This window comes from Roseburia yibonii (assembly GCF_014297335.1).
Classification (GTDB): Bacteria; Bacillota; Clostridia; order Lachnospirales; family Lachnospiraceae; genus Roseburia_D; species Roseburia_D yibonii.
Map to the genome: position 1 here is coordinate 145,549 of NZ_JACOQH010000004.1, position 14,204 is coordinate 159,752.

The 14,204-nt window shown below is 47.9% G+C and carries 15 protein-coding genes; 2 read left to right on the forward strand and 13 right to left on the reverse strand.

Annotated elements, in window-relative coordinates; all coding sequences use genetic code 11:
* Positions 1 to 26 precede the first annotated feature (26 nt).
* Positions 27 to 1,220: an acetate/propionate family kinase gene (locus H8Z76_RS07340; protein ID WP_147618536.1), complete on the reverse strand. Its 1,194-nt coding sequence runs from the start codon at positions 1,218 to 1,220 to the stop codon at positions 27 to 29.
* A 199-nt stretch (positions 1,221 to 1,419) separates the two neighbouring features.
* On the opposite strand from H8Z76_RS07340, the gene H8Z76_RS07345 reads away from it, so the two are divergent.
* Entirely contained in the window at positions 1,420 to 2,661 is a 1,242-nt protein-coding gene (locus H8Z76_RS07345) for a nucleotidyltransferase (RefSeq protein WP_186982065.1), read from the forward strand.
* A gap of 82 nt (positions 2,662 to 2,743) precedes the next feature.
* Positions 2,744 to 3,538 (forward strand): histidinol-phosphatase, encoded by a 795-nt coding sequence (locus tag H8Z76_RS07350; protein ID WP_186982066.1) that lies wholly within the window; start codon positions 2,744 to 2,746, stop codon positions 3,536 to 3,538.
* A gap of 138 nt (positions 3,539 to 3,676) precedes the next feature.
* Here the strand turns inward: H8Z76_RS07350 and H8Z76_RS07355 are convergent, their stop codons facing one another.
* From H8Z76_RS07355 to H8Z76_RS07410, 12 genes are all read right to left on the reverse strand, one after another.
* Positions 3,677 to 4,855, reverse strand: a complete 1,179-nt coding sequence (locus H8Z76_RS07355; RefSeq protein ID WP_186982067.1) for a phosphoribosylaminoimidazolecarboxamide formyltransferase — start codon at positions 4,853 to 4,855, stop codon at positions 3,677 to 3,679.
* A 30-nt stretch (positions 4,856 to 4,885) separates the two neighbouring features.
* A complete protein-coding gene (locus tag H8Z76_RS07360; protein WP_186982068.1) occupies positions 4,886 to 5,599 on the reverse strand; it encodes an IMP cyclohydrolase in 714 nt (237 codons plus the stop codon).
* Between the two features lie 131 nt (positions 5,600 to 5,730).
* Positions 5,731 to 6,246, reverse strand: a complete 516-nt coding sequence (locus H8Z76_RS07365) for a low molecular weight protein-tyrosine-phosphatase (RefSeq protein WP_186982069.1) — start codon at positions 6,244 to 6,246, stop codon at positions 5,731 to 5,733.
* Positions 6,247 to 6,431: 185 nt separating this feature from the next.
* Positions 6,432 to 7,631, reverse strand: a complete 1,200-nt coding sequence (locus tag H8Z76_RS07370; protein WP_186982070.1) for a site-specific integrase — start codon at positions 7,629 to 7,631, stop codon at positions 6,432 to 6,434.
* Between the two features lie 110 nt (positions 7,632 to 7,741).
* Positions 7,742 to 7,975 (reverse strand): excisionase, encoded by a 234-nt coding sequence (locus tag H8Z76_RS07375; RefSeq protein WP_016218019.1) that lies wholly within the window; start codon positions 7,973 to 7,975, stop codon positions 7,742 to 7,744.
* Positions 7,976 to 8,216: 241 nt separating this feature from the next.
* A complete protein-coding gene (locus H8Z76_RS07380) occupies positions 8,217 to 9,554 on the reverse strand; it encodes a virulence-associated E family protein (RefSeq protein WP_186982181.1) in 1,338 nt (445 codons plus the stop codon).
* Positions 9,523 to 10,167 carry a CHC2 zinc finger domain-containing protein gene (locus H8Z76_RS07385; protein WP_098924862.1) on the reverse strand — a complete coding sequence of 215 codons (645 nt, stop codon included), beginning with the start codon at positions 10,165 to 10,167 and terminating at the stop codon, positions 9,523 to 9,525. The genes H8Z76_RS07380 and H8Z76_RS07385 overlap by 32 nt, the downstream gene beginning before the upstream one ends.
* Before the next feature lie 63 nt (positions 10,168 to 10,230).
* Positions 10,231 to 11,811 carry a MobQ family relaxase gene (gene mobQ, locus H8Z76_RS07390; protein ID WP_186982071.1) on the reverse strand — a complete coding sequence of 527 codons (1,581 nt, stop codon included), beginning with the start codon at positions 11,809 to 11,811 and terminating at the stop codon, positions 10,231 to 10,233.
* A 157-nt stretch (positions 11,812 to 11,968) separates the two neighbouring features.
* Positions 11,969 to 12,979, reverse strand: a complete 1,011-nt coding sequence (locus H8Z76_RS07395; protein ID WP_186982072.1) for a C45 family autoproteolytic acyltransferase/hydolase — start codon at positions 12,977 to 12,979, stop codon at positions 11,969 to 11,971.
* A 306-nt stretch (positions 12,980 to 13,285) separates the two neighbouring features.
* Positions 13,286 to 13,582, reverse strand: coding sequence for a DUF3847 domain-containing protein (locus H8Z76_RS07400; RefSeq protein ID WP_186982073.1), 297 nt, complete (start codon positions 13,580 to 13,582; stop codon positions 13,286 to 13,288).
* Positions 13,575 to 13,916 carry a DeoR family transcriptional regulator gene (locus tag H8Z76_RS07405; RefSeq protein WP_005927681.1) on the reverse strand — a complete coding sequence of 114 codons (342 nt, stop codon included), beginning with the start codon at positions 13,914 to 13,916 and terminating at the stop codon, positions 13,575 to 13,577. Before H8Z76_RS07405 ends, H8Z76_RS07400 begins: the two co-directional genes overlap by 8 nt.
* Positions 13,913 to 14,101: a hypothetical protein gene (locus H8Z76_RS07410; protein ID WP_005927683.1), complete on the reverse strand. Its 189-nt coding sequence runs from the start codon at positions 14,099 to 14,101 to the stop codon at positions 13,913 to 13,915. Before H8Z76_RS07410 ends, H8Z76_RS07405 begins: the two co-directional genes overlap by 4 nt.
* Between the last annotated feature and the right edge of the window lie 103 nt (positions 14,102 to 14,204).

The window sequence follows — 14,204 nt, forward strand, 5'->3', positions numbered from 1 at the left end:
TTGACCAAGGTTTGTCAACAAAATTTTTATTTTACCAGCGCAACGGTCTCGCGGCAGATCGCAAGCTCTTCGTTTGTCGCGATCACCATGACTTTTACCTTGGAATCCGGAGTAGAAATGGTCATGTAGTCCTCTTCTTTCCAGTTCTCGGTCTCGTCGATCGTAACACCGAGATATCCGAAGTATTCGCAGATCTGGGTACGGAGCGCGGAAGCATGCTCACCGATTCCTGCGGTAAACGCGATAACATCCACACCGTTCATGGCAGCTGCGTAAGCGCCTACATATTTTGCAACACGGTAAGCGAACGCGTCCATGGCAACCTTTGCCTTTTCATTTCCGTTTCCTGCCGCTTCTCTGATATCACGGAAATCACTGCCGAGTCCATCAGACATTCCGAGAAGACCGGACTTCTTATTTAAGATGTTTAACACACCTGTGATATCGATATTGTCTTTCTTTGCGATGAACTCTAATACGGACGGATCCACGTCACCACTTCTGGTTCCCATGATCAGACCTTCGAGTGGGGTAAGTCCCATGGAAGTATCCACAGATTTTCCTTTATCTACCGCGCACACGCTCGCACCGTTTCCGAGGTGGCATACGATCGTCTTTAAGGAATCATACGGTTTTCCGAGGAGTTCTGCTACTTTCTGGGAAACGAAGCTGTGGCTGGTTCCGTGGAAGCCGTATTTACGAACTTTGTATTTGTCATAGTATTCATACGGGATACCGTACATATAAGCCTTCTCCGGCATGGTCTGATGGAAAGCGGTATCGAATACGCCAACCATCGGTGTGTTCGGCATCAGTTCCTGGCACGCGCGGATACCGATCAGGTTTGCCGGGTTGTGAAGCGGTGCAAGATCATTACACTCTTCTACGACTTTTAAGACTTCTTCATTTAAGATCGTGGAGGAAGCGAATTTCTCTCCGCCGTGTACGACTCTGTGTCCGACTGCACCGATCTCGGAAAGGCTCTTTAACGCACCTGTCTTCGGATTTACCAGCGCGTCCAGAACAAGCTGGATCGCCTGTTTATGGGTCGGCATATCCACTTCTCTTTCTTCCTTGGCTCCGCCTGCCGGTTTGTAGGTCAGTCTGCCATCGATCCCGATTCTCTCGCAAAGGCCTTTTGCAAGTACTGCTTCTGTATCAGAATTGATCACCTGATATTTTAAAGAAGAACTTCCGCAGTTGATTACTAAAACGTTCATATATCATATCTCCTTTTTCATTTTAACGTACTATAATCCCATTTTTCATGGGACTGTATGTATTTTACATTATAAAACAATCTAAATTTGTATACAAGGCTAAATTGGAAATTTGAACCCAAAATCTTTTTATGGTAGGATAAAAATCAGAATATGGTACATATCAACTTTATCCGAACGAAAGGAACCTGCACACAATATGAAAGTAACCGGAATCATCGCAGAATACAATCCGTTTCACAACGGTCATCTCTATCAGTTAAAAACCGCGAAAGAAACGTGGGACACCGACTTTATCATCGTCGTTTTAAGCGGCGATTTTATGCAGCGCGGCATCCCCGGCATCTTAGACAAATGGGAACGCACAAAAATGGCGCTTGGCTGTGGTGCCGACCTCGTCTTAGAGCTCCCGGTATTATCCGCATGCGCAAGTGCCGAGCCTTTTGCCGCCGGCGGGGTCACGCTCCTCGAAAAGACCGGTGTCGTCACCGATCTCTGCTTTGGCGCGGAAAGTGATGATCTTCCGGCTTTTTATAAGCTTGCGGATTTTTTAAACCGGGAACCCGCCGCGTATCAGGACGCGCTGCGCGCACAGCTCCGGCTCGGGAAAAGTTTTCCGGCTGCCCGAAATGCCGCCCTCTCCCTGTGCTGTGGAGAAAATCCGGCAGACGACGCGCTCCTTTCTTCCCCCAATAATATTTTAGGACTTTCTTATGTCCAGCGCCTGCTCTCGCTTGGCTCAGGCATAACGCCACGCCCGCTAAAGCGCCGGGGAAGCGGTTACCACGACACCGCACTTTCCGGCCCTCTTGCCTCCGCAACCGCGATCCGCGATTTTTTATGTAAACCAGATAGTGACGCGCTCTCCGGTATACAGGATCAGGTTCCGCCCGCTGTGTTTTCTATTTTAGAAGCAGCACAAAAAGACGGGGATTTTCTGTTTTCCGATGATCTTTCCGCCATGCTGCACTATAAACTGCTCTGTGAGTGCGCGTCCGGCTTTACCTCCTATCTGGATGTCACGCCGGATCTCTCCAACAAGATCCGAAAGAACCTTTCTGATTTCACCTGCTGGTCCGATTTTGTGCTGCAGTTAAAATCAAAGGAACTGACCCACACACGCATCAGCCGCGCACTGCTCCACATTCTTTTAAACCTGACAGAGGAAGATTTTGCACTTGCAGGGGTATTTTCCTTCGCGCCTTACCTGCGGCTGCTCGGCTTTCGAAAAAGTGCCGCACCGCTTCTCTCGGCGATCAAGAAAAACGCGGACATCCCGCTCATCGCCAAGCTTGCGGATGCAAAGAGCTATCTCTCAGACGATGCCTGTGCGCTTCTTTCCAAAGACATTTTTGCCGCGGATGTCTATCGGCTCGCGCTGACTGCCAAGACCGGGAAACGTCTGCCGAATGAATTTTCCCACAGTCCGATCGTATTTTAATTTTCGCCGGACTGTGCTACAATATTTTCTGTTGTAAAAAATAGATCAAAAAATCACGTCACCTGAAGGATTGGAGTTTTTTATGAACAACAGCATGCATTATAATTTTCACACACACACGTTCCGCTGTCATCATGCAACGGGAACCGACCGGGAATATGTAGAATGCGCGATTAAAGCCGGCATCAAAACACTCGGCTTTTCCGATCATGTGCCATACCCGTATCTGCACGGCTATCCGTCCACGGTCCGCATGGATATGGATGATACTTCTGACTATGTCACCGCGATCCGCGCACTCGCTGCGGAATACAAAGACGATATTCAGATCTTTGTCGGTTTTGAGGCGGAATATTTAAGGGATCACTGGGCAGATCTGCGTGATCTTCTCCTTCCTTATGATATCGACTACCTGATCCTCGGCCAGCACTTTCTGCACAGCGAGCTGGATGGCAGCTACAGCGGCGCGCCGGGTGCAGACGAGGCGAAATTAAAAGAATACGTTGATCTCGTGATCGAAGCCTTAAATACCGGAAATTTCACCTATCTCGCGCACCCGGATCTTATCAACTTTACCGGTTCCGATGAGATCTACAATAAACATATGACCCACCTGTGTCTGGAAGCCAAACGGCTCTCCATTCCGCTTGAGATCAATTTCTGTGGATACTTAAACCAGAGACATTACCCGTCCAAACGTTTCTTTTCGCTTGCAGCCTCTCTCGGAAATGATTTTGTATTCGGCAGGGACGCGCACACACCGGACGCTTTTTGGGATGAGGCGACTTATAACGGCTGCTCTGCACTTGCAGAAGAGTGCGGCATCTCACTGCTGCCGGAAGTCACTCTGCGGAAACCGTTTTTGAATGACCACTGAATCTCTCTGGTTCCATCACAGCGTGGCATCAAAAAAAGACTGACAGGATCTGTTTCGGGGAAATCCCCGGTCTGATCTCTGCCAGCCTTTTTTCTTTTAATTTATAACCGGTCACACGAGTAACCGTATCGTTTCCTCTTAGTGATGGAACAGACGGATTCCGGTGAATGCCATTGCCATGCCGTATTTGTTGCAGGTAGCGATTACATTGTCATCACGGATCGATCCGCCTGGCTCTGCCACATAAGTCACACCGCTTCTGTGCGCACGCTCGATGTTGTCACCAAACGGGAAGAACGCATCGGAACCAAGCGCAACGTTGGTATTTTTATCCAGCCATGCGCGCTTCTCTTCTGCGGTAAACACTTCCGGTTTTGTCTTAAAGATATTTTCCCAGGCGCCGTCCGCCAATACATCCATATAATCCTCACCGATGTATAAATCGATCGCATTATCTCTGTCCGCACGTTTGATCTTGTCTAAGAACGGAAGATTTAAGACCTTCGGGCACTGACGCAGCCACCAGTTGTCTGCCTTCTGACCGGCAAGACGGGTACAGTGGATTCTGGACTGCTGTCCCGCACCGATACCGATTGCCTGTCCGTCTTTGACGTAGCATACAGAATTGGACTGTGTATATTTTAAAGTGATCATGGAAATTGCAAGATCGCGCTTTGCGGACTCCGGGATCTCCTTATTGTCAGTCACGATATTGTCAAAGAAATGCTCATCAATATGTAACTCATTTCTTCCCTGTTCAAAAGTAATACCAAAGACCTGTTTTCTCTCGATCGGATTCGGAACATAGTTCGGATCGATCTCGATAACGTTGTAGTTTCCCTTTTTCTTTTCTTTTAAGATTGCCAGTGCTTCCGGCTCAAATCCCGGTGCGATCACACCATCGGAAACCTCACGCTTGATGATCTTGGCAGTTGCGACATCGCAGACATCGGAAAGCGCAATAAAGTCACCGAAAGAAGACATACGGTCTGCGCCTCTCGCTCTTGCGTAAGCATTTGCAAGCGGAGTAAACTCGATATCCATATCATCCACCCAGTAGATCTTGCGTTCCACATCGGAAAGCGGCATGCCGACTGCTGCTCCCGCCGGAGAAACATGTTTGAAAGAAGTCGCCGCCGGAAGTCCGGTTGCTTTCTTTAATTCACTTACCAGCTGCCAGCCGTTGAATGCATCCAGGAAATTGATGTAGCCCGGTCTTCCGCTCAAAACTTTGATCGGGAGTTCTCCCTCTTCCATGTAGATTTTAGACGGTTTCTGATTCGGGTTACAGCCATATTTTAATTCTAATTCTTTCATGATTATCCTCGCTTCTCTCTTGATCCTCGTTTATTTGTTCTTATTTATAATGCGTGTCACATAGTTTCCTGTTGCGATATCGATATAACGGACAAACAGGGATACTTTATTGTCCGCATTCAGGTTCTCCCATACGAGATCTGTAAACGCATCGATGTCTCCGGAAATACCAACCAGGGTCGGTTCTCCCTCAAAACTCGGAAGCGGATTGCCGTCACCCATGTAGGTATGGATGAAATGTCCTTCGCCCGCAACCGGATTCTCATAAGCGAATGTGTAACGGTTACATGCATCCGGATTGCCGTTGTTGCTCTTTAAGATGGACATTGCGTAGTTGTAATTTCCATCTTCCACATGCATGATACCGGAAATACGCGGTGTATAGTTCGGAGCATCCGGCTCAAACTCTCTTGTGCGCAGCGCCTGCTCAAAGGTCTGCTGCTTGTCCATCAGTTCATAGATCGTATCGGTCTGGTCGCCGTTTGTCACAATCGTCTTGTTGCCAAGCACACGCACCGGCGCATATATGATAAGACTCGGATCGGTCAGTTTTGACGGATCAAATGCCTGAGTACGGATTCCCTGTCCGTCCTCCACAAAAACACGGTTGCGGCTGTTCTCGCTTCTTCCCATGATAAAATATGCCGTCACCGCATATTTTCCATCTGCTGATTTTCCAATCACGATTCCTCTACCCGGGTAAGAATTACCACTCAACTCTTTTTCCAATGACATTTTTTCCATGTCAGAACCTCCTTATCCTGTTTGCCTGTTTGTTTTCTAACTCTGCCGGGCTTTTTATCGCCCGCTTTTTTATTCTAACATTGCAAATCGGATTTTACAACGCTTTCCGGTTATTAGTGACATGAAATTATTTACTTAATTTTATTAGTAATGCTTATATGTCCTTCCTGCTCCAGCCACGAGAGAAAACTCTCACAGCCCTCGCAGATGTCCGTATATGTCACACCGAAATCTCCGGTGTACCAAGGATCCGCGATGTTCCTCGGATCCTTGGAGTAATCCAGCAGACGCTTTATCTTGTGCTCCGTGTCCTCACCCGTGATCCGCACGGTATTTCGGATGTTCGTGGTCTCCGCGCACAAAATATAGTCGTAGTACCCGTAATCCTCCCGCGTGACCTGGCGGGCGCGCTTCCCGGAGAAATTGGTATACGCCGTGTTTCCAATCTTATGTTTTCTTAGTTCTGCCTGCGCCGGCGGATAGATCGGGTTGCCCCTTCCGTTCCAGATCTCTTCCGTGCTGGTCGCTGCGGAGGCGATCTCGAACTGATCTTGGATGCCGCGCTTTTCTACCATGTCTTTTAGGATGAACTCGGACATGGGGGAGCGGCAGATGTTGCCGTGGCAGATGAAAAGTACTTTTATCATCTTTTTATATCTCCATTTAAGTCTTGTATTTCTTCTCAAACACTTGATATTTCAGGGTTTTCCGACTTTTGAATTTTCCTTTCTTTTTAAGGTATCTTCTCAAATCTTCTCGTATTTTCTTATGTTTTTCCCTGCAATCTTGGTAAATCCGTTGGTAAAGCAAGCGTCCTTACCAACGGGCTTTTTTAACTATTCGCTATCCGATATACTTCTTCCTTTGCATCATCAAAATTTACATGGGTGTAAGTGTTCAAGGTTACACTGATGTCTGCGTGACCCATGATATACTGCAAGGTTTTTGGATTCATCCCGGATTTTGCCATATTAGAGCAAAAGGTGTGCCTGCATACATGAGGGGTAACTTTCGGCATCTGGATACGGTAAATTTTATTGTATTTCTGAATGATATGCTCCAGATACTTCTCCCAATGAAGGGCAACCATCGGCATATCGTTTTTATCCAGAAACAAAAATCCGGCATATCCTTCCACCACCGGCTCAACCTTTGGCGTCTTTCGGTTGGCAATGATTCTGCGAAAACACGCTGCAACAGCTTCTGTCATCGGTACATATCGAATACCTTTGTCTGTTTTCGGTTCTTCGATCACGTACTGCATCTGTGCAGTACGCTGTAGCTGATGGTCTACCTTGATACGCATTTCTCCATACTCAATTTCTGAAACTGTCAGCCCACAGAACTCTGAGATACGAAGCCCTGTGTGAAAAAGAATATAGATTGCATCATAGTATCTGCTGAAATGCTTATCTTCCTGAATAAACTTCAGCAAATCTCTCTGCTGCTTTCGGGTAATCGCTTCTCTGGTAACAGAATCATTGACAATGACGGATGCAAGCTCAAATTCAAATGGATTTTTACGAAGCAGGTCATCATCGACTGCCATCTGAAATGCCGGTCTTAGAACTCCCCGGATAGAATGAATGGAACTGTATCCCCGTCCATCAATCTGCTGGAGCTTAATCAACCATGCCTTTGCATCTGACAAACGCACCTTATCAATTCGCAGATTCCCAAAACTCTCTTTTTTCAGCATATTGATGACCGTTTTATATCCGGCAACCGTATTGTGACGAACTCCTGTTTTCAATGAAACATATTTTTCTACCAGTTCCAAAACAGTATAGTTGCCACCGTTGGTTACGATACGGTCAAACAAATCCGCTTCAATCTGTTTTTCTTTCTCACGCAGGGAAGGCTCCCGCTTCTTCCCTTTTGGCATTGGCTCATTCTTGTCCAAACGCCAACTGTATACATTTTTCTCTTTTCCGTCCTCATCAATATAGCGGAACCGATACCTCCCATCTTTACGCTGGTACTCGCCCTCTCGCAAAATCCGATTACGGTTATCTCGTCTTTTCTCACTCATCGTGAACTCTCCTTTCAAAAAAGAGAGCCAGACTTGCGCTCTTATCATAGCACAAATCCAGCTCTCCGCATAGTTATATCATGTGAAATCGGTAAATCTGTCAGCTCTGTTTACACAGCAGTAGCCTGATCCAGATACCTCTCAAATTTCTCACGCTTAATGAGGGCACGATTGCCGTTCATCACATAAAAATCCTCATTGGGATGTGTGTCAATAAGCGTTCTCAATTTTCCTTCGCCGATATGATAATATCTGGCTGCTTCCTCAATGGTAAGCGTATATCTACGCCACACCGGAATATCCGAGTAATTTTTTCCTTCAATATTCATCTTATTATTCGCCATAGGCAGTTATCCTCCATGCATGAAAATAGCCAGACAGAGGGTGTCGGCAACGAAGTCCGGCAACGGGCTTCAAAAGACCTTGCAAACAATCTCAATCTGGCGATGGTTACTATTTATACTTTTCTTTTATTTTTCTGTTGTTTTGGTTGTTATAAGGGAGAAAAGCCCGGAAATAAGGGGTTTTCCCCAGCAACCGGCTCGGCAACGGGATAGCAACAGGGGGTGCAACGGGCGGTCATTTTCAGAATGGAAGCTCCATCTGTTCTGTGACCTCCACAAAACCATCCATCGTTTTTTCAGACGGGTTGCCGGAGTCCGTTGCCGGGTTTTCACGCTCCCAGCCCTTTTGTCTGCCATATTCTGAAAACATTCTTGGGTTCGGGAAGTACCGCCAGCGGTCAATGCACTGGTTCATAATCTCGTTGATTTCCCGGATTTCCCATTGCTTCGGCTCGTCAAAAGCATGGTTCAAAGCTTCCTTGTAGAGCTGCTTGGAGCAGACCATGCTCCCGGTGTACCTATCAAGATACGCCTGTATCATCCCGGCTTTGGTGTCCTCCGGCATAAAATCCCGCTGGTGTTCTTTGAGATACCGCTGCATGGCGGGGCTGAAAGCCAGCTTGAACCTGCCACTTCGGTAAATCTCCATCGCTTCTGCCCACATCTGCTCGATATAGGCTCTGGAAGCAGCTTCATCCTCCAAAATGTGAACCTCGGCTTGCTCCTGGTACACCATGACGGGGATAAATCGGCGGTTGCCGGAACGGTCAAGGGGCAGGAAGTCAAGGGCATTGGAAGTGCCGCCAAACACGCACTGACGGGGGCGGTCTGCCGGGTGGGTTTCATAGGGTATCTTGTAGACCTCTTTCTGCCGGCTTAAAAATGACTTGATTTCCTCAATGCTCTTGGCGTTTGCGGTTGCCATCATTTCCGACATTTCAATAATCCAGTGACCTTGCAGCTTGCGGTACACATTGTCATCATCCAGCTTCCGCAAATCATCGGAGAACCACTCGTCCCGGACTGCCAGCAGACGGAAGAAGGTGGACTTGCCAGCCCCCTGACCGCCGACCAGACAGAGCATGATTTCAAATTTGCATCCCGGCTGAAAGGCTCGTGAGATTGCACCCAGCAGGAACAGCTTCAACGCTTCATAGGTGTAATCGTCTGCGTCAGCCCCCAGAAAGTGCCGCAGGCAGAAACGGATTCGCTCTGTCCCGTCCCACACAAGGGTATTGAGATAGTCCCGGATGGGATGGTACTTGTTTTCATTCGCCACAATCCCGATGGCGTTATCAATCTTCTTCTCATTGGTAAGCCCGTAGGTTTCTTCCAGATAGAGAAGCAGATACTTCATGTCCGTATCGTTCAGGGCGGTGCTTTCCCTGTGGAAGCCGATGGGCTTTATGATGTCCTTGCGGTCGGTCAGGATGTTGTATGCGATAGCCCCGGAAAGCAGCGGGTCACGCTGGAATACGGTCAGACAGTTCCGTATGCTCTGACGGACACCGCCTTTCTCGGTAGTTTCCAGCCCCGCCTTGATTTCCTCAATGTTCTGGGGTGGCTGCATGGCGTTCATGGTGTTTTTTAGTTCTTGCTGCGTCTGCGGCTGCAAGCTCTGCCATTCGCTGTTCAAGCTGTATCACATCCTTTCCGTATTCCGTAATCAAAGCCGCTTTTTCCTCTGTTTCCCCGAACAGCAGCACATCCAGCAGATATTCCACATGGTCTTGCTTCTGTAAGGCTTCCACAAACCGGGGATGAAAGACTTCCTCCGGGGAGTGCGGGGCATATTCCTTTCTCCACACTCGGAGTAGGTGGAGATAATCGGCAAGAATACGGAAGCAGCGGTTTTTTGCTTCCTGAAACTGTTCCTCCGGGGATTTCTGCCGGGGCTTGGGCTTTTTTGCTTTTCCCGGCGGTTTCCAGTCCTCATAGGAAAGCCCGAAGTCCTGTGCCAGCTGTACGGCGGCTTCTTTCTTTCCCAGCCCATACAGGGCGGCGGCAAAATCAATCACATCCCCATCCGCACCGCAGCCGAAGCAGTGGTAACGCCGATCCAGCTTCATGCTTGGGGTTTTATCGTGATGGAACGGGCAGCAAGCCATCCCGTTCCGCCCTGCATGGATTCCATAATGCTCCGCAGCCTGTCTTGTTGTGACGGACTGCTTCACAGCTTCAAATACATTCAAATCTATCCCTCCTTAAAAAGAAAAAGCACCTGACATTCTCTGATTGAAAATGGCAAGTGTCTGTTAAAGTTCCATATCCTGTTGTCTGTGTTTCGCCTGTGCCGGAGCGGTTCTTTGTGCTTTTTTCTCGTCTGCCTTATCCTGCAAGACTTCCTTGATGGGCTGCTTCTTGGGCGGCTCTTTGCTTTCCTCTGTGCCGGGTGTGGCTTTCCGTACCCAGTAGCGGATGTCCCGCAGCTTCTTCAAATCCTCCTGCACCTCTGTCAGCGGTACTTTCAGGGCTGCAATTTCTTCCAGAAGCGTTTCCTGCTCCTCTTGCAGCTCCTTTTGGGTACTGTCCTTATCGTCCGGGTGCTTGGCAAGGTAGGCGGCGGCTTTCGCATACCGGGCAACCTCCGGGTGTTCCTGTTTGAATTTCTCCTTTGTTTTCTTAAAAAATATCTTCTGGTACTTCTCATAGACAGGCTTACATTCCTTGCAGTCTGTCCGGCTGGCAAGAATCCCGTCAATCACTTTGCTGCGGGCTTCCTTTGGCTTCATCTGATTGCGGTAATCTGCGGCTGATTTCCCGGAAGATTCCAGAAACGCTTCTAAGTCCTCCACAGTGGAAAGCCCCTTTTGCCGGAGATAGGACAGGGCTTCGCTGACTGCCTTTAAGTCCTGTGAAGTCCCCCGGTTCTGTCCAGCCCTCGTCCAGTCCTTCCGTTCTTCCTTTCGTATCTCCATGTACTTCATCAGCAGATTGGGAAGAAGTGTCGCTTCCTCCGCCGCTTTTTGTGCAAGCAGCTCTTTCCGTTTTTCTCCCAGCTCGGTAATCCAGCCTTTGAGGTTTTGGATAAGCTGCCGGATGGACTTCATCAGACTGTTGGCGGCTCTGATTTCCCGGTTCAGATTTCCGATATTCGTCTGGATACCACGCTTTTCCATCTGCCGGACAGCAGCCCCCTCATGGACAGTAGGGATAATATCAAGCCCCTGTCTGGCATAGGAACGCAAGTCCACACGCTCCGGGCGGTCATTGGCTTCCAGATAGCGGTTCTGGATGACCTCCCATTCATGCCGCCAGATTTCACAATACTTCTGGTCGTTCCAGTCAACCGTATCCTCCTTGTGGCTTTTCCACCTGCCGGACGGAAGTTTTATCCGTTCTCCGCTTTCATCAAGGTCATAAACCTTGCGACTCTTGGGAAGCCATTTTCCATGTTCGTCCATTGCTCTCATAGTCAGCAGGACATGGGCGTGGGGATTGTGTCCCGGCGGGTGGGGGTCATGGATGGCAAAGTCAACAATCATGCCTTTGGAAACAAACTGTTGCTGGCAAAACTCCCGGACAAGGACAGTGTACTGGTCGGGCGGTATCTCTCTGGGGATGGTAAGCACCCACCGCCTTGCAATCTGGGAATTCCATTGCTTCTCCACCGCTTCGGCGGCGTTCCATAAAGTATTGCGGTCTGCATACGACCGTGGGGCATTTGCCGGGAGCAGGATTTCATTGTGGACGATGCCACGCTTTTCCGGGTAGTGCTTCACTTGCTGGTCGTATTCACAGAACAGCTTTTCGCCGCTTTGGTAAGCAGCGGCGGCAACCGCAGACTGCCGCTGGCTGCGCTGAACAATCGTGATTTCATTGTGTGGACAAGGCATTTCGTGTCCCTCCTTTCGGTAATTGGTGGATGGTGTAGCGTTTTACCACCTCATTTTGGGCAGAAAAAAAGCAGGAGATCTTTTTCAGATTTCCTGCTTAATGTGCCGCTGTGTGGGCGGCGAGTATTTAGTTGTAGTAATATATCAGCTTGAAAAATCAAAACTGAAAACGAGTATCTTCTTTGAATTTGTGTCGTCCGGGATTCCCTTCGCTTCGATAAATTTTGTGTCGTTTCATATCATAGATGACTGACCAGACAGTATCTTTACCAGTACTTCTGTCATACTGGCAGAGAAAACCATAATCCCCAGACAACAATTTTTCTGCAAATGGAAGATTGAAACCTCCATTTTTTCTGTTAAAAGCTGAATACAATGTTTGATACCGTTCTTCTGCAAACCAATTATCAATTTTATCGTTGTTATAGCCTATCATTTCTGGAAAATGGAAAGTGTTTGTTGCGCAGACAAAAGAAAGATTGTTATTCAATGTCTTTTCTACTTTTATCTGTTCCGCATTACATTCTATAACTGTTATCGTCCCCATTGCATCAGCTAAGGTTAAAGTTTGCGCTGAAGCAATCGGTAGTTGATATAAACAGGAGACAGCTTCCGATACATTTTTACATTTCTCCAGCAGGTATCTGACAATCATACCTGCGTTAAATCCCGGTTTGCATTGGTTAGGATAGACGGATGTTAGACCAACCGCTAAACCATGTTCATTAACGCCATCTTCAATCTCAACAAAAGCAGTTGTATTTCCTGTGAAAGAATAAACTCCATCTGTTAATTTATAAACTACATTCTGATTTAGTCTTTCGATTTCTGTCAGAAAATCACTGTTTCGTCCCAGAAGAATTTCATGCTCCGTTGTAAAAGCAAAACAAGAGCAATTACAAGATGGCGGCATAGAGTACATACTAAATAATACAGCTTGCAGAATACTGACATCACATTGTTGTCCATCTGCCAGACCTTGAATTTCTTCCATAATCTCATGGTAATACTTTTCATAAATCGGAAGGCAGGACAAAGCATAGTCAATCCGCTCCCGTGTGATTTCAAATGGTATGTTCTCCAAAATTATATTTTTGTGTTTTAACAGTAAGGAACCCCACCGAAAACCAGCTTCGTAGTGTGTTCCCCTAAAATGTGCATGATACATTTTTACACGCTCCTTATTGATTAGGTAAAGAGCTACCGGTAACTCTTATCTAAGGGTAACTGAATAAAAATTTTAAGTCAAGCCATATTTTACTTGTCGGCTGGGAACAGCTTGCAGCGCAAGGTGTCCCCAGATGGCAAGTCCACAAAAGGGTAGCTGGCGACAGCCAGCGCAGGGGAAGCGTAGCGTCCCCTGTATGATTTGGAGCAGACCATGACTGCGGAAAATCACAGCCCTCCGGCGAGGAGCCTTCGGAGAACGCAATGCACCAACCTTTGGGTGGTGTATAATTGCGCCCTTAGTAAACTAAGGGGGTTCCGTCATCTCCCGTTCCAGCAGTTTTTTCAATAGTTCCTGCGTGTCCTGTCTGTGAAAAATGAGTTTCAACAACAGCATGACATCATCATCTGTCAGGCGTTCCGGCTCTTGCAGAAAACTTTCCAGCATACCGCCACGGGTACAGAGCCGGTGCGTCCGTTCCTTTCGGGTAAGCTGTTTCAACTGGTGCTGCAATGCCTTTTCATCATTGATGGCTTTCCGCAGTTTCTTTTCGCTTTTTTCCAGCTCCCGATTGAGTTTTTCCAGCTTTGAGGTATCAGGCAAGGGCAGCGTCCTCCTTTCCCGGTATCAGCACATAAATCCGGTTTGGTTCTCCAATGCCCTGACGCACCCGCATGATAAGTCCGGCAGTTTCCAGTTCATTCAGAGAACGCTTGACCGTCATGGAGCTGCGGGACAGGACTGCGGCAATGGCTGTGACAGGGAAGCAGACAAAGAGGATTCCGTTCTCGTCCTCCTGCCCTTTGGAGAGCATAGCGTCCAGCATCCGGCAGTACATGACCTTTGCGGTGCTGCTGACTGGAAATCCTGTCAACGCTCTGGGAAAAGGCATACAGGGCGGCAATGGTGTGTCTATCGTCATAAATTCAAAATTCATTCTGTGTGTTCCTCCTTTTTCTTTGCTCGTTTGGATAAATAACAGGGGCAGTCAATCACAACCGCCCGGAAGCTCTGCTTGCACCCATGCTGGCATTTCCGGCATAATTCGTTGTAAGTGACACGCCCCCGGTCATTGAGGTAAAAGGAAAGCTCATACTTCCTCTTTTTGCTCATTCTCGGCATATTGCGCTTCCTCCCGTTTTAGTGTATGGTTTCGGGGCGATTTTCGGTAAAATTACAGCCATAGAGCCGCTTAAAATCTCCCGAAGTATCAGCGATAGGGTAG